Source organism: Streptomyces sp. NPDC001493, from assembly GCF_053597235.1.
Genome location: NZ_JBSFHV010000030.1, coordinates 52,010 through 66,869, shown reverse-complemented (window position 1 = coordinate 66,869; position 14,860 = coordinate 52,010). Strand labels below are relative to the sequence as shown.

At 71.7% G+C, this 14,860-nt stretch carries 15 protein-coding genes; 7 read left to right on the top strand and 8 right to left on the bottom strand.

The window, feature by feature from the left end; translation table 11 throughout:
* Positions 1–4: 4 nt before the first annotated feature.
* Positions 5–370 carry a YbjQ family protein gene (locus tag ACWCWD_RS31730; RefSeq protein WP_450778189.1) on the bottom strand — a complete coding sequence of 122 codons (366 nt, stop codon included), beginning with the start codon at positions 368–370 and terminating at the stop codon, positions 5–7.
* A gap of 146 nt (positions 371–516) precedes the next feature.
* Between ACWCWD_RS31730 and ACWCWD_RS31725 the strand changes: the two genes are divergently transcribed.
* Positions 517–1,242 carry a DedA family protein gene (locus tag ACWCWD_RS31725; RefSeq protein WP_450778187.1) on the top strand — a complete coding sequence of 242 codons (726 nt, stop codon included), beginning with the start codon at positions 517–519 and terminating at the stop codon, positions 1,240–1,242.
* A gap of 79 nt (positions 1,243–1,321) precedes the next feature.
* Here ACWCWD_RS31725 and ACWCWD_RS31720 read toward each other — a convergent pair whose 3' ends face one another.
* Positions 1,322–3,025, bottom strand: a complete 1,704-nt coding sequence (locus ACWCWD_RS31720) for a threonine/serine ThrE exporter family protein (protein ID WP_450778185.1) — start codon at positions 3,023–3,025, stop codon at positions 1,322–1,324.
* A gap of 231 nt (positions 3,026–3,256) precedes the next feature.
* A complete protein-coding gene (locus ACWCWD_RS31715) occupies positions 3,257–3,751 on the bottom strand; it encodes an inorganic diphosphatase (RefSeq protein ID WP_327180093.1) in 495 nt (164 codons plus the stop codon).
* An 86-nt stretch (positions 3,752–3,837) separates the two neighbouring features.
* Here ACWCWD_RS31715 and dacB point away from each other — a divergent pair, with 86 nt between their 5' ends.
* From dacB to folE, 6 genes are all read left to right on the top strand, one after another.
* On the top strand, positions 3,838–5,316 hold the full coding sequence (dacB, locus tag ACWCWD_RS31710; RefSeq protein WP_450778183.1) for a D-alanyl-D-alanine carboxypeptidase/D-alanyl-D-alanine endopeptidase: 1,479 nt from the start codon (positions 3,838–3,840) through the stop codon (positions 5,314–5,316).
* A gap of 83 nt (positions 5,317–5,399) precedes the next feature.
* Positions 5,400–6,542: a zinc-dependent metalloprotease gene (locus ACWCWD_RS31705; protein WP_450778181.1), complete on the top strand. Its 1,143-nt coding sequence runs from the start codon at positions 5,400–5,402 to the stop codon at positions 6,540–6,542.
* A gap of 196 nt (positions 6,543–6,738) precedes the next feature.
* Positions 6,739–7,836, top strand: coding sequence for a tRNA lysidine(34) synthetase TilS (tilS, locus tag ACWCWD_RS31700; protein WP_450778179.1), 1,098 nt, complete (start codon positions 6,739–6,741; stop codon positions 7,834–7,836).
* 101 nt (positions 7,837–7,937) lie between these two features.
* Entirely contained in the window at positions 7,938–8,477 is a 540-nt protein-coding gene (gene hpt / locus ACWCWD_RS31695) for a hypoxanthine phosphoribosyltransferase (protein WP_275496049.1), read from the top strand.
* 236 nt (positions 8,478–8,713) lie between these two features.
* Positions 8,714–10,753 carry an ATP-dependent zinc metalloprotease FtsH gene (ftsH, locus tag ACWCWD_RS31690; RefSeq protein WP_450778177.1) on the top strand — a complete coding sequence of 680 codons (2,040 nt, stop codon included), beginning with the start codon at positions 8,714–8,716 and terminating at the stop codon, positions 10,751–10,753.
* 151 nt (positions 10,754–10,904) lie between these two features.
* Complete coding sequence (gene folE / locus ACWCWD_RS31685) at positions 10,905–11,519, top strand: GTP cyclohydrolase I FolE (RefSeq protein ID WP_450778175.1); 615 nt, start codon at positions 10,905–10,907, stop codon at positions 11,517–11,519.
* 97 nt (positions 11,520–11,616) lie between these two features.
* Here the strand turns inward: folE and ACWCWD_RS31680 are convergent, their stop codons facing one another.
* From ACWCWD_RS31680 to folP, 5 genes are all read right to left on the bottom strand, one after another.
* Entirely contained in the window at positions 11,617–12,099 is a 483-nt protein-coding gene (locus ACWCWD_RS31680) for a DUF3180 domain-containing protein (RefSeq protein ID WP_450778173.1), read from the bottom strand.
* 145 nt (positions 12,100–12,244) lie between these two features.
* A complete protein-coding gene (folK, locus tag ACWCWD_RS31675; RefSeq protein ID WP_327177175.1) occupies positions 12,245–12,856 on the bottom strand; it encodes a 2-amino-4-hydroxy-6-hydroxymethyldihydropteridine diphosphokinase in 612 nt (203 codons plus the stop codon).
* Positions 12,853–13,212, bottom strand: coding sequence for a dihydroneopterin aldolase (gene folB / locus ACWCWD_RS31670; RefSeq protein WP_450778171.1), 360 nt, complete (start codon positions 13,210–13,212; stop codon positions 12,853–12,855). The genes folK and folB overlap by 4 nt, the downstream gene beginning before the upstream one ends.
* Positions 13,213–13,469: 257 nt before the next feature.
* Entirely contained in the window at positions 13,470–13,976 is a 507-nt protein-coding gene (locus ACWCWD_RS31665; protein WP_450778169.1) for a nuclear transport factor 2 family protein, read from the bottom strand.
* A complete protein-coding gene (gene folP / locus ACWCWD_RS31660; RefSeq protein ID WP_450778167.1) occupies positions 13,973–14,833 on the bottom strand; it encodes a dihydropteroate synthase in 861 nt (286 codons plus the stop codon). The genes ACWCWD_RS31665 and folP overlap by 4 nt, the downstream gene beginning before the upstream one ends.
* Between the last annotated feature and the right edge of the window lie 27 nt (positions 14,834–14,860).

The following is a 14,860-nucleotide window of genomic DNA, read 5'->3' as shown; positions in this document are numbered from 1 at the left end:
CCCGTCACAGCTCGCTGATCACCGCGGCCGTCCCGTAGGCGCAGACCTCGGTGCCCACGTCCGCCGCCTCGGAGACGTCGAAGCGCATCATCAGCACCGCGTTGGCGCCGCGCGCCCTCGCCTGCTCGACGAGGCGTTCCATCGCCTGGTTGCGGGTCTCGACGAGGGTCTTGGTCAGGCCCTTCAGCTCGCCGCCGACCATCGACTTCAGCCCGGCGCCGATCTGGCTGCCCAGGTGGCGGGAGCGCACGGTCAGGCCGAACACCTCGCCGATCACCCGGGTCACCTGGTGCCCGGGAACGTCGTTCGTGGTGACGACGAGCACGTCCGCGTGGTCGCTCTGGCCGCCGCCGTAATCCTCGATGCCCATGGGTGACACCTCCTGGGGACCAGCTTTGCCCCGGACGGCGTCGCGCGCACGCCCACCGCGGCCACTGGAACCCGGAGCATCCCCGGGGCGTTGATAGCTTGGGGCGGCCACGCAGCCCCCATCGATCGATCCTGGAGCCCGGACCCTTGAATACGCTTGCGCTCGGCCCGAGCTGGCTGGACCCGGACTATCTGATCAACACCTTCGGACTTCCCGGCGTCCTCCTCATCGTGTTCGCCGAGTCCGGACTGCTGATCGGGTTCTTCCTGCCCGGCGACTCCATACTGTTCACCACGGGCCTCCTGGTGACCACGGGCCAGCTGCGCTACCCGCTCTGGCTGGTCTGCCTCCTGATCGGGCTCGCCGCGATCGTCGGGGACCAGGTCGGCTATCTCTTCGGCCGGAAGGTGGGGCCGTCCCTCTTCAACCGGCCGGACTCCAAGCTCTTCAAGCAGGAGAACGTCGAGAAGGCGCACGAGTTCTTCGAGAAGTACGGCCCGAAGTCGCTGGTCCTGGCCCGCTTCGTGCCGGTCATCCGCACCTTCACGCCGATCATCGCCGGTGTCAGCCGGATGAACTACCGCTCGTTCCTCATCTTCAACATCATCGGCGGCGTCCTCTGGGGCGTCGGCGTGACCGTGCTCGGGGCGGTGCTCGGCAAGATCGAGTTCGTGCACCAGAACATCGAGGCGATCCTCGTCCTGATCGTGCTCGTCTCCGTGGTGCCGATCGCGATCGAGTTCCTGCGGGCCCGCTCCAAGTCGAAGAAGGCCGCCGCGAACCGCCAGGACGACGACCGGCCCGGCGGCCCCTCCGACGGCCCGTCCGGCAGCTCTCCGGCCGGCCGCCGCGGCCGTCACGCCAAGCGCTGACCTGTAAAGCCCCTGTTCGGCGCCCTCCCGGTACGCACGGGACGGGCGCCGTTCGCGTACCCGGGGGCCGGGGGGCGCCTCAGAAGCCGCGGGTCCGCTTGGCGGCCCGGCGGCCCGCGCCCGTCTCCGTACCCGGGACCCGCATGAAGAGCCGGGAGATCTCGCTCCCGAGGTTCACCCCGATCGCGATGGCGAGCGCCGTCGCCACCGCCGTGGAGAGCGAGGCGAGCCCCCGGTCCAGCTCGCCCTGGGCCACGCCCAGCAGCCCGAAGTACGTCGCCGAACCGGGCAGCAGCGGGCCGATGGCCGCCGTGATGAAGGGCAGCGAGGAGGTGTAGCGGTAGCGCGAGAAGAGCTGCCCGAACAGGCCCACGAGCCCGGCCGCCACGGCCGTCGCCGCGACCGGCGAGAGGTCGCCGGTGCGGGCCATCGCCCCGTAGATGATCCAGGCCACCCCGCCGTTGAGGGTCACCGCGAGCACGGTGGAACGTTCCTGCTGGAGCAGGATGGCGAACGCCAGGCTCAGCGCCATCGACGCCAGGATCTGGAGCACCGGCCGGTCGTGGGCGACGAAACGTTCCTCCGGATTGAGCGTGGCGCCCAGCTGGAGCCCCAGATAGAGCACCACCAGTACCCCGACCACGATCCCGATGAAGAAGTACATGACCTCCAGCAGGCGCGCGGCGGCGGTGATGTAGTAGCCGGTCAGCCCGTCCTGCACGCCCGCCACCAGGGCCCGCCCCGGCAGCAGCGCGAAGAGCCCACCGGTGATCACGGCGGACGGCCGCACATCGCTCCAGTGGGTGAGCGTCAGCGCCACCCCGAGCGCGGCGGGCGGCATCGCGGCGGCGGTGAACTGGTAGAACTCCGGCAGCCCGCGCCCCGCACAGAACCAGGCCAGCCGGTCGCCGAGCATCGCGCCGGCCGCCGCCACGAAGAACACCACCACACCACCGCCGACCAGCACCGACGCCGCCCCGGCGAGCAGCCCGGCCGCCGCCGTCAGCGCCCAGCCGGGGAAGGGGTGCCGGTTGCGCCGGATCTCCGCCAGCCGCCGGTACGCCTCCTCCAGCGAGACGTCCACGTCCTCGGTGGTGATGTCGTCGATCAGCCGGAAGACCGCCGCCAGCCGGTTGTAGTCGGTGCCCCGGCGGCGCACCGTGCGGCTCGCCGTCACCGGGTCCTCGACCAGCGAGGGCTGGTGCGAGATGGAGAGCAGCGTGAAGGTGACGGTCGGCTCGCACCGGTCCAGGCCGTAACTACGCGTCACCGCGAACATCGCGGCCTCCACGTCCTCGGCGCCCTCGCCCCCGGCCAGCAGCAGCTCGCCGATACGGAGCGTCAGGTCGAGCACCCTCGGCACGGCGGGCCCGGAGTCGTCCGTCCGCTGGACGCTCTCCGCCGCGGGGCGCTCGGTGACCGGCATCCGGAGCATGGTGCGCATCCGGTCCTGCCAGGGCGCCTCCTTGGTCAGCCGGACCATCGGGATGCCCTGCGCCGGGGTGAACGCGGGCGTCTGGCTCGCGTCGTACGTCCGGGGCGGGGTGAAGGCCGAGGCGCCGGTGTCCGAGTCGGAGAGGTTCTTGCCCGCCCGGCCCGGACCGGAAGCGGAACCGGACCCGGGCGGCTCCGGCTGCACCCCGGCCGGTACCGCGAACTCCGAGGTCGGCTGGTCGTCTTCGAGCGGCAGCACGGGCTGCTCCACTCCGGCGGGCGCGGTGAACGCACTGTGCGCCTCGTCGGACTGGGGCTTCTGGTCCTCCGGACCGCCCTGTTCCGCCACTGCTGGACCTCACTCTTCCTGGCCTGATGCGTCCTGGCCGCACTCCTGCCCAGTATGGGCACGGACAAGGGACCCGCACGCGAAACGGGCGGCACACCGATGAGGTGTACCGCCCGTTCACGCTGTCCTCAGGCTGTCGACGGAGCCCCGGGTGACCCCTGGGCCTCCGTCAGGACCGGCCCCGCCACCCGTACGGAAGCGGAACCGGAATCCCCTGCGAAGGGGACCGCGTCAGTGCGCGCCGCCCTGGTCCTGCAGACGCTTGTAGGAGGCCTCGATCTCGGCCTCGGCCGCGGCACGGCCGACCCAGTCGGCGCCCTCGACGGACTTGCCCGGCTCCAGGTCCTTGTAGACCTCGAAGAAGTGCTGGATCTCCAGGCGGTCGAACTCCGACACGTGCTGGATGTCCTGCAGGTGCTCGACGCGCGGGTCCGACGCGGGGACGCACAGCAGCTTGTCGTCGCCGCCGGCCTCGTCCGTCATGCGGAACATGCCGATGGCGCGGCACTTGATGAGGCATCCGGGGAACGTCGGCTCGTCAAGGATGACCAGCGCGTCCAGCGGGTCGCCGTCCTCGCCGAGGGTGTTCTCGACGAAGCCGTAGTCGGCCGGGTAGCTGGTCGAGGTGAAGAGTCGACGGTCCAGGCGGATCCGACCGGTCTCGTGGTCCACCTCGTACTTGTTCCGCGAACCCTTCGGGATCTCGATGGTGACGTCGAACTCCACGGGTGGCTCCTCCATGATCAACACATACGACTGGTGGTTAAGTGTCCCCCACGCAGATGTGTGCTCGCGAAAGGGGCTGGTCAACGGTGGCCGAGCCGGTGGATGAACCGTCGAAGGAACCGTCGGACCCCTGGGGCAAGCTGAAGAGCCTGGCCGGAAAACCGGCCCTGCCGGACAGCTGGCGGCTCGTCGCAGGCTCCGCGGTCGTCGGCCTGGTGGTCGCCGCCGGCGCCGTGTTCGCCGCCGGCCCCTGGGACAACGGTCAGCGTACGGCCGAACGCGCCCGGGCCGCCGACCAGGGCCGTACAGGTGACACAGCTCACCGGAGTTCCGCGGCGGGCCCCGCCGCCCCCGCCCCCGCCCCGAGCGCCGCCGCGGTGCTCGCCGCCCTCGGTACCGGCCGCGCCCCGGCCGGGGCGGCGGTGGCGCCGGCCAAGGAGCTGGACCGGCTGGTCAAGGCATCCGCGCTCGGCACCCGTACGACGGCCGTCGTCGTGGACACCGCCACCGGCAAGCAGATCTACGCCCGCGCCGCCGGTACGCCGATGACCCCCGCCTCCACGATCAAGCTCGCCACCACGGTCGCCGCGCTCTCGGCGCTCGGCCCCGACCACCGCATCGACACCACCGTGCGCGCCTCGCCCGACCTGCGCACCGTCACCCTCGTCGGCGGCGGCGACCCCACCCTGGACGAGGCCGGGCTGCGCGCGCTGGCCCGGTCCACCGCCGAGGCTCTGACAGGCCGGAAGGTGCGCCGGGTCGTCCTCACGTACGACGCCTCCGCCTACTCCGGGCCCGCCCGTCACCCCATCGGCCCCAACGACAACATCGCGCCGGTGAGCGCCCTGATGGTCCGCGAGGGGCGGCTCGACAAGAGCGACCACGGGCCCGCCGCGCGCTCCGGCGACCCCGCCGCCGACGCCGCACACCTGTTCGCCGGGTACCTGAAGGACAACGGCGTGAACACGACGGGCGAACCCCGTTCCCACCGGCCCGCCGCCAAGGCGACCACCCTCGCCACCCACCACTCCGCGCCGCTCTCCGCCCTGGTCGAACGGACCCTCACCAACAGCGACAACGACCTCGCCGAGGCCCTCGCCCGGCAGACCGCCATCGGCGCCGGCCGCCCGGCCGGCTTCGACGGGGCCCGCGCCGCGGTCACCGCACAGCTCAAGAAGCTCGGCCTGCCGGTCACCGGCACCCGGCTCGGCGACGGCAGCGGACTCGACCGGAACGACAAGGTCTCCGCCGCCCTCCTCGCCGGTCTCCTCGCCCGCGCTGCGGACCCCGCCCACCCCGAACTCCGCCCCGTCCTCACCGGGCTCCCGGTGGCCGGGTTCAGCGGCACGCTCGACGCCCGCTACGGCGAGAAGTCGGGCGGCGCCGGACTCGTACGGGCCAAGACGGGCACCCTCACCGGCGTCAACGCCCTCGCCGGCACGGTCGTGGACCCCCGCGGACGGCTGCTCGCCTTCGCCTTCCTCACCTCCGGCACCACCGCCCCCGGCGACGCCGAGAAGGCCCTCGACGACCTCGCCACGGCACTGGCCACCCGGACCGGCTGACGCCCCCGCGACGCCGTCGTCCGACGCGGACGACGGCCGACGACGCACCACCACGGGAGCGCGCCCTCACGTACGGTTGACGCATGACGAGCATCGGTGGTGCCGAGATGGTCGACTGGAATCTCGCGGTGGCGACCGCGACCCGGCTCGTACGCCCGGGTCCCGAGACCGACCGCGAGGAGGCGCGCGCCGTCGTCGCGGAGCTGCGCCGCCACGCCAAGGCCTCGGAGGAGCACGTCCGTTCCTTCACCCGGATGATCCCGGTGGGCCCCGGGGCCCCCGCCCCGGCCGACACCCCCGTCCTGGTCGTGGACCGGGCCGGCTGGATCAAGGCCAACGTCGCGGGGTTCCGCGAACTCCTGCGCCCCCTGCTCTCCAAGATGTCCGAGCGGCGCGGCAGCGGTCCGGGCCAGAGCGTCATCGGGGCCGTCGGCGGCAAGGTCACCGGCGTCGAACTCGGCATGCTGCTCTCCTTCCTCGCCTCCCGGGTGCTCGGCCAGTACGAGACCTTCGCCCCCGCGAGCCGGGAGCTGCCCGCCCTCGACCAGGGCGGCGGCCGACTGCTCCTGGTCGCCCCGAACATCGTCCACGTCGAGCGCGAACTCGACGTGGACCCGCACGACTTCCGGCTCTGGGTGGCCCTCCACGAGGAGACCCACCGCACCCAGTTCACCGGGGTGCCCTGGCTGCGCGACCACCTCCAGGGCGAGATCCAGTCCTTCCTGGACCAGACCGACGTGGACCCCACCACCTTCGTCGAACAGCTGCGCGAGGCCGTGCAGTCGCTCGTCGGCGGGCGGCCCGAGGGGGAGCGCGGCGAGGGCGGCGGACGCAGCCTCGTCGATCTCGTCCAGACGCCCGCCCAGCGCGAGATCCTCGGCCGGCTGACCGCCGTGATGTCCCTGCTGGAGGGGCACGCCGACTTCGTCATGGACGGGGTGGGACCCGACGTGGTCCCCTCGGTCGCCGAGATCCGCGAGAAGTTCCAGCAGCGCCGGGCGCGCGGTGCGGGCCGCCTCGACCTGGCCCTGCGCAAACTGCTCGGCATGGACGCGAAGCTCCGCCAGTACCGCGACGGCGAGCGGTTCGTGAGCGCCGTCGTCGCCGAGGTCGGCATGGACGGGTTCAACCGGGTGTGGACCTCGCCCAACACCCTCCCGACGAAGGCCGAGATCGCCGCCCCCGCGGAGTGGGTCGCGCGCGTGCACCGTAAGGCAGATTCGTGATCTTGACGCGGCCCACGACCGGATAAAGGTCCTCCAATCACCCATCCGAGGGACCATGAGGGCATGGGAAGCCGTGCAATGCTCGATGAACAGCTTGCCTCTGTCACCATCGACGCACTCTGAGTGACGCCAGGGAGGGCAGTTCGCCGTCCCGCCTCTCGGAGGCACCCCCCAGAACTCCAGAAGGGCACCGGACATGGGTCCCCATCCTGCGGTCGCGGCGATACGCCTGGCGGTCCGCCGCGTACTCCACGACGTACTCACCGAACACACCCTCCGCGCCGGCCAGGGCCTCCACCCCGACCGCGCCCGCCACTCCCGCCTCGCCGAAGCCGGCGGGGCCGGCCGGACGGCCTTCCCCGAACGGCCCGCGGCGGCCGGCCGACCGCTCGTCCTGGTGGCCTGCTCCGGCGGCGCCGACTCCATGGCGCTCGCCTCCGCCCTCGCCTTCGAGGCCCGCAAGCTCGACGTCCGGGCCGGCGGCATCACCGTCGACCACAACCTCCAGACCGGCAGCGGACTGCGCGCGGCCGAGGTCGTCACCCGGCTGACCGCCATGGACCTCGACCCCGTCGAGGCCGTCGCCGTCCACGTCGGACGCGAAGGCGGCCCCGAAGCCGCCGCCCGCGACGCCCGCTACGCCGCCCTCGACGCCGCCGCCGAGCGTCACGGCGCCGCCACGATCCTGCTCGGCCACACCCGTGACGACCAGGCCGAGACGGTGCTGCTCGGGCTCGCCCGGGGCTCCGGCATCCGCTCGCTCTCCGGCATGGCCGCCGCCTCCGGGCCGGCCGGCCGCTACCGCCGCCCGTTCCTCCAGCTCGACCGCCAGACCGTCCGCAAGGCCTGCCTGGTCCAGTCCCTCCCCGTCTGGGACGACCCGCACAACGCCGACCCCGCCTACACCCGCTCCCGCCTCCGCCACGAGGGCCTGCCCGCCCTGGAGAAGGCCCTCGGCAAGGGCGTCGTCGAGGCACTCGCCCGTACGGCCCAGCTCTCCCGGGACGATGCCGACGCCCTCGACGACTGGGCCGCCGAGGCGGAGCGCGCCGTGCGCGACGACGACGGCGAGCTGGACTGCGCCAAGCTGTGGGCGCTCCCGCCCGCCGTACGCCGCCGGGTTCTGCGCCGCGCCGTCATCGACGCGGGCGCCCCGGCCGGTTCGCTCTTCGCCCGGCACGTCGAGGAAGTGGACCGCCTGATCACCGGATGGCGGGGCCAGCGTGCCCTCAACCTGCCCGGCCGCGTCGAAGCCCGGCGGCAGGGTGGCAGACTGGTCATCCGGCAGAGCTGAAGAGCAAGCGGCTGAAGTGCAGGCGAGACGGCCGGCCGGGCCCGGGTGACACACACCGGGCCGGGCGGGCGAAGAAAGAGACGCGGGTGAACGAGAAGGACATGGGCAGCGACCTCCAGTCGGTGCTCCTCACGAAGGAAGAGATCGACGCGAAGCTCGTCGAGCTGGCCGCCAAGATCGACGCGGAGTACGCGGGCAAGGATCTGCTCCTCGTCGGGGTCCTCAAGGGCGCGGTGATGGTCATGGCCGACCTGGCGCGCGCGCTGTCCACCCCCGCCACGATGGACTGGATGGCGGTCTCCTCGTACGGCGCGGGCACCCAGTCCTCCGGCGTCGTCCGCATCCTCAAGGACCTGGACACCGACATCAAGGGCAAGCACGTCCTGATCGTCGAGGACATCATCGACTCCGGGCTGACGCTCTCCTGGCTGCTCTCCAACCTGGGGTCGCGCGAGCCGGCGAGCCTGGAGGTCTGCACCCTGCTGCGCAAGCCGGACGCCGCGAAGGTCGCGATCGACGTGAAGTGGATCGGCTTCGACATCCCCAACGAGTTCGTCGTCGGCTACGGGCTGGACTACGCGGAGAAGTACCGCAACCTCCCGTTCGTCGGCACCCTCGCCCCGCACGTGTACGGCGGCTGAGAGTCCGTCGGGAGAAGGCCCCCCGCCGCACGCCGGCCGGGGGGGCCTTCTCCGGACCGCGGCGGCGCCGGGAACCCTTACCGTGCTCCCGCCGTTGAAGGTCTCGAATAAGGGTTTCCGGTACGTCCTCGGCGGTCGAAGGCCACAATGCTGGGGTACGGTCCGAAGAGCACTCTCAATCTCACAGCAGCATTTACCTACGGGCAGGAGGGACGGGGCGACTTCGCTCCGTATGGATGGACGTGAAGCGATACTTCCGTGGGCCGGTCATGTGGATCGTGCTGGCCGTCCTCGCCGTGGTCGTGCTGATGAATGTCGTCGGCCAGTCCGGCGGCTACAAGACGGTGGACACCGCCAAGGTGGTCCAGGCGATCAGCAAGAACCAGGTGAAGTCGGCCAAGCTGACCACCGGTGACGAACAAATCCTCAAGATCGAGCTGAAGGACGGACAGAAGCTCGACGACGAGTCCGGCAGCAAGTTCCAGGCCAGCTACATCGGCAGCCAGGGCGTCGATCTCGCCGAGACGATGCAGCAGAAGTTCGAGAACGGCGACATCGAGAAGGGTTACACCGTCTCGCCGTCGAAGCAGTCGCCGTTCCTCTCGATCCTGCTGTCGCTCCTGCCCTTCGTCCTCATCGTGGTCATCTTCCTGTTCCTGATGAACCAGATGCAGGGCGGCGGCTCCAAGGTCATGCAGTTCGGCAAGTCCAAGGCCAAGCTGATCACCAAGGACACGCCGAAGACGACCTTCGCCGACGTGGCGGGCTCGGACGAGGCCGTCGAGGAGCTCCACGAGATCAAGGAGTTCCTCCAGGAGCCGGCGAAGTTCCAGGCCGTCGGCGCCAAGATCCCGAAGGGCGTCCTGCTCTACGGGCCGCCCGGTACGGGCAAGACCCTGCTCGCGCGCGCCGTCGCCGGCGAGGCGGGCGTGCCGTTCTACTCGATCTCCGGCTCCGACTTCGTCGAGATGTTCGTCGGTGTCGGTGCCTCCCGGGTGCGTGACCTCTTCGAGCAGGCCAAGGCGAACGCCCCGGCGATCGTCTTCGTCGACGAGATCGACGCCGTCGGCCGCCACCGCGGCGCCGGCATGGGCGGCGGTCACGACGAGCGCGAGCAGACGCTCAACCAGCTGCTCGTCGAGATGGACGGCTTCGACGTCAAGGGCGGCGTGATCCTGATCGCGGCGACCAACCGGCCGGACATCCTCGACCCGGCGCTGCTGCGCCCGGGCCGGTTCGACCGTCAGATCGCCGTGGACCGCCCGGACATGCTGGGGCGCCTGGAGATCCTCAAGGTGCACAAGAAGGGCAAGCCGGTCACGGAGGACGTCGACCTCAACGCCGTCGCCCGCCGCACACCCGGCTTCACCGGTGCCGACCTGGCGAACGTGCTGAACGAAGCGGCGCTCCTCACGGCGCGCGGCAACAAGAAGCTGATCGACAACGCCACCCTGGACGAGGCGATCGACCGCGTCGTGGCCGGACCGCAGAAGCGGACCCGGATCATGTCCGAGAAGGAGAAGAAGATCACCGCGTACCACGAGGGCGGACACGCCCTGGTCGCGGCGGCTTCCCCCCAGTCGGACCCGGTGCACAAGATCACGATCCTCTCCCGCGGCCGTGCCCTCGGTTACACGATGGTGCTCCCGGAGGAGGACAAGTACTCCACGACCCGCAACGAGATGCTCGACCAGCTCGCGTACATGCTGGGCGGGCGTGCGGCCGAGGAGCTGGTCTTCCACGACCCGACCACGGGTGCCGCCAACGACATCGAGAAGGCCAGTGCCACGGCCCGCGCGATGGTGACGCAGTACGGCATGACCGAGCGGCTCGGCGCGATCAAGTTCGGCGGTGACAACACCGAGCCCTTCGTGGGCCGCGAGATGGGTCACCAGCGCGACTACTCGGAAGAGGTCGCCGCGCTCGTCGACGAAGAGGTCAAGAAGCTCATCGAGACCGCGCACAACGAGGCGTGGGAGATCCTGGTCGAGAACCGGGACATCCTCGACACCCTGGTCCTCCAGCTCCTGGAGAAGGAGACCCTGGGCAAGGAGGAGATCGCGGAGATCTTCGCCCCGATCGTGAAGCGCCCGGCCCGCCCGGCGTGGACCGGCTCGGCCCGGCGTACCCCGTCGACGCGTCCGCCGGTGCTCTCGCCGAAGGAGCTCGCCCTGACGAACGGCTCGGCGAGCGCCAACGGCTCGGCGGCGTCCACCTCCACGGACACCACCGCCGGCACCAAGGACATCTCCTCGGAGGACCGTCCGGAGAGCTGACCCCGTACCGAACAGGTGTGACGGCCCTCACCCGCCGCCCGCCCGTACCGGAATGGATGCCGCGCCCCCCAGGTTTTAGCCTGTGGGGGCGCGGCTTTTCGTTGGGCCGTGCAGGCACCGCGCAGCCGGCGCGCAGAGGAACGAGGCACAGATGACCGACCCGGTGACGCTGGACGGCGCGTACGCGAACGGCCCGTACGGCGAGTTCGACGAGAAGCGGGCCGAGGCCGCCGTACGGGAGCTGCTGATCGCGGTCGGCGAGGACCCGGACCGCGAGGGGCTGCGGGAGACCCCGGCGCGCGTCGCGCGGGCGTACCGGGAGATCTTCGCGGGGCTCTTCCAGGAGGCCGAGGACGTCCTGACGACCACGTTCGACCTGGGGCACGACGAGATGGTCCTGGTGAAGGACATCGAGGTCTTCTCCACCTGCGAGCACCACCTGGTGCCGTTCCGGGGGGTCGCGCACGTCGGGTACATCCCCGCGACCTCGGGGAAGATCACCGGGCTCTCCAAGCTGGCCCGGCTGGTGGACGTCTACGCCCGCAGGCCGCAGGTGCAGGAGCGGCTCACCACGCAGATCGCCGAGTCCCTGATGGAGATCCTGGAGCCGCGCGGCGTCATCGTCGTCATCGAGTGCGAGCACATGTGCATGTCGATGCGCGGGATCCGCAAGCCCGGGGCGAAGACGATCACCTCGGCGGTGCGCGGACAGCTCCGCGACCCCGCGACGCGGGCCGAGGCGATGAGCCTCATCATGGCCCGCTGAGGCGTGCGCGTGCGGCGCTGAGGCGTACGGTGCCGGGGCGTACGGCGCTGAGGCGTGCGGCGCTGAGGGCGTGCGGTGCCGGGGCGTGGCCGGGGCTTCAGGCCGCGGCCACGCTCTTGTCGTCGTCGTGGTCCTCGGGGAGCTTGCAGACGTGCTCCAGGAAGAGGGCCGCGGCGATGACGGCGAACGACGCCACCACGGCGGCGCCCGAGTAGATCGCCTGGTCGCGGCGGGGCGGCAGGTCCAGATAGCTCAGCAGGAACACGCCGATGCCGCCGTACACCCCGGCGACCAGTGCGGCCACCAGGGCGCTGGCCTGGCCGAAGACGAGGGCCCGCGCGGCCATCAGCGGCTCGACGCCCTTGGCCCCGGGACGGCGTTCGCGCTGGGCGCGCAGCCGGGACCGGAGCGAGAGGGCCGTCGCCAGCAGGACGGCGGCGATGGCCGCGAGCACGATCGGGGCGGCCAGCGGGACGCTCGGCAGGGTGCCGAGGGCGTTCCAGAGGCGCGCACCGGCCCAGGACAGCACGCCCGCGCCGACGAAGAGTCCGGCCAGCACGCGGAGCCGTAGTTGCCTCACCGATCAAGCCGCCCTTCGCCGCCCGCGGTCCGTCCGCGGTCCACCCACGAGGTGTCCGCGGGGTCCGTCCGTACATGTCTGCACATGTCTGCCCAGTGCCGTCCGTGGTCCGGGCGGACCGGGGACAGCCCTCAGAGCCTAACGACTACTCGGGCAGACGGAGTTCCAGGTCGGCCCGGGGCAGCACGCCGTCCCGTCCGATTCCGGCCAGCAGCTCGGCGACCGGACCGGCGCCCGGCAGCTGCGCCTCGGGGTCCACGTCGTGCCAGGGCGCGAGGACGAAGGCCCGCTCGCCGGCCCGGGGGTGCGGCAGCGTGAGGTGCGGGTCGTCGGAGACCACGTCGGCGTACGCGACGATGTCGACGTCGATGGTGCGGGGACCCCAGCGCTCCTCGCGGACCCGGTCGAAGGCCTCCTCGATGGCGTGGCCGCGCTCCAGCAGCGAGGACGGCGGCAGCGTCGTCTTCACCACGACCACCGCGTTGAAGTACGAGGGCTGGGAGCCGGGCTCGACGCCCCAGGGCTCCGTCTCGTACACCGGGGAGACCGCTTTGACCCGGACGCCGGGGGTGTCCTCCAGGGCGTCGATGGCGCCCTGGAGGGTCTCCAGGCGGTTGCCCAGGTTGGAGCCGAGCGAGATCACGGCCCGCTTCGGGTTGGAGAGGGTGATGTCGGCGTCGTCCACCTGCTGGACGACCGAGGCCGGCACCGGCTGGACAGTGGGATCGCTCTGCCCGCGGGCGGAAAATGCTGTCATGCTCGGCTCCGGATGATGGTGATGGTCACGTCGTCGAAGGGGACCGTGATCGGGGCGTCCGGCTTGTGGACCACCACCTCGACCTCGTGGACTCCCTCGTGCTTGAGGCACTGCTGGGCGATGCGTTCGGCGAGGGTCTCGATCAGGTCGACCGGCTCGCCCTCGACGATGGCGACGACCTCTTCCGCGACGATGCCGTAGTGCACGGTCCGCGAGAGATCGTCGGCGGCCGCGGCGGCCCGGGTGTCCAGGCTCAGGGCCAGGTCCACGATGAAGACCTGGCCTTCTTCGCGTTCCCGGGGGAAGACACCATGGTGTCCACGGGCCTTGAGGCCGCGCAGCGCGACACGATCCACGCGAATCACTCCTGCTGTTGTTGGTCCACGAGGCGCGGGAACCTTCCTTTCGGAGGGCGCCGGGCCCGCGCGCCCCGGCATACCGGCACCGCGCCCCGGCGAAGACGCCTTCTTCCGAATCTACCCGCGAGCACCGACAGAGCGGGGCGTCGGGTGCGTCCGGCACGCGCCCCGCGAGAGGCGCGCGCCGTGCGCGGGGCGCTGGTGTCCGCGTGTACCCGCTGTTCCGGGGGCTCAACCCTCCGCGCGCGGCCCGTTCAGGCCGGGGACTCCCGCTCCGGCTCCTCGTCGGACTCGGTCAGGACCGGTGACCCGTGGTGCGACCAGAGCTTCCAGCCGTCCGGGGTGCGCCGGAACACGTTGGTCGCGACGACGAGCTGCCCGACCAGCGGGCCGACCGTGTCGTCGCCCTCGGCGGGGCCGCCGCTGAGGATGTTCTCCGTGCAGTTGACCAGGGCGGTGTCCCCGGTCATGGCGACGTCCACGTCGGTCAGGATGAACTGGATGTACTCGGTGTTCGCCATGATGAGCGCGTAGCTGCGCAGCACGTCACCGCGGCCCCGGAGCACCGGCCAGCCGGGGTGGACGCAGGAGACCGTGAGGTCCTCGCCGGGCAGCCAGAGGCCGGCGAGGCGTTCGTAGTCGCCGCTCTCCATCGCCTCGTAGAAGTCGGTGTTCGCCTGTTCCACGGCGGCGACGTCGGTGGCCGCGTCGGGGATGCCGGGGGTGTCGTCCCCGCCGGAGCCCGCGGGCGGCGTGGTCACACGGCTCCTTCGACGGCACGGCACACGCGTACGGCGTCGGCGCTGGCCCGGACCTCGTGGACCCGGACCGCCCAGGCGCCCGCCTGCGCCGAGATCGTCGAGATCGCGGCGGTCGCCGCGTCGCGCTCCCGGGCCGGCGGCGGGGTGCCGTCCGGACCGGCCAGGGTCCGCCCGAGGAACCGCTTCCGGGACGCGGCCACCAGCAGCGGGCGGCCGAGGGCGCGCAGCGCGTCCAGGTGCGCGACGAGCGCCAGGTCCTGCGCGGTGTCCTTGGCGAAGCCGAGGCCCGGGTCGATCACGATGCGCTCGGGTGCGACCCCGCCCGCGACCACGGCGTCCATGCGCTCGCGCAGCTCGGCGACGACCTCGCCCACCACGTCCGTGTAGACCGCGCGGGCGTTCATGGACTCGCTGAACCCGCGCCAGTGCATCACCACGAACGGCGCCCCGGTCTCGGCGACCACCCGGACCATGTCCGGGTCGGCGAGACCGCCGCTGACGTCGTTGACCAGTACGCCGCCGGCCACGACCGCCTGCTCGGCGACGCGGGCCCGCATGGTGTCCACGGAGACGACGGCGCCCTCGGCGACCAGCCCGCGTACGACGGGCACCACCCGGCGCAGCTCCTCGTCCTCGTCGACCCGGCTCGCCCCGGGCCGGGTCGACTCGCCGCCGACGTCGATCAGGTCCGCGCCGTCGGCCATCAGGGCCAGCCCGCGCTTGATCGCGGCCGTGGTGTCGAACCACCGGCCTCCGTCGGAGAAGGAGTCGGGGGTCACGTTGACGACACCCATGACCGCACAGCGGTCCCACTCCGGCAGGCCCTCGACCGTGCCCCGTCCGCGCAAGCTACTCATACGTCCAGCGTAGAGCGTGGTGGTACC

Coding starts and splice junctions, on each gene's coding strand:
- ACWCWD_RS31730 (WP_450778189.1), bottom strand. CDS start 370: ATGGGCATCGAGGATTACGGCGGCGGCCAGAGCGACCACGCGGACGTG.
- ACWCWD_RS31705 (WP_450778181.1), top strand. CDS start 5,400: ATGACGAGCATCGGTGGTGCCGAGATGGTCGACTGGAATCTCGCGGTG.
- tilS (WP_450778179.1), top strand. CDS start 6,739: ATGGGTCCCCATCCTGCGGTCGCGGCGATACGCCTGGCGGTCCGCCGC.
- hpt (WP_275496049.1), top strand. CDS start 7,938: ATGGGCAGCGACCTCCAGTCGGTGCTCCTCACGAAGGAAGAGATCGAC.
- ftsH (WP_450778177.1), top strand. CDS start 8,714: ATGGACGTGAAGCGATACTTCCGTGGGCCGGTCATGTGGATCGTGCTG.
- folE (WP_450778175.1), top strand. CDS start 10,905: ATGACCGACCCGGTGACGCTGGACGGCGCGTACGCGAACGGCCCGTAC.
- folK (WP_327177175.1), bottom strand. CDS start 12,856: ATGACAGCATTTTCCGCCCGCGGGCAGAGCGATCCCACTGTCCAGCCG.
- folP (WP_450778167.1), bottom strand. CDS start 14,833: ATGAGTAGCTTGCGCGGACGGGGCACGGTCGAGGGCCTGCCGGAGTGG.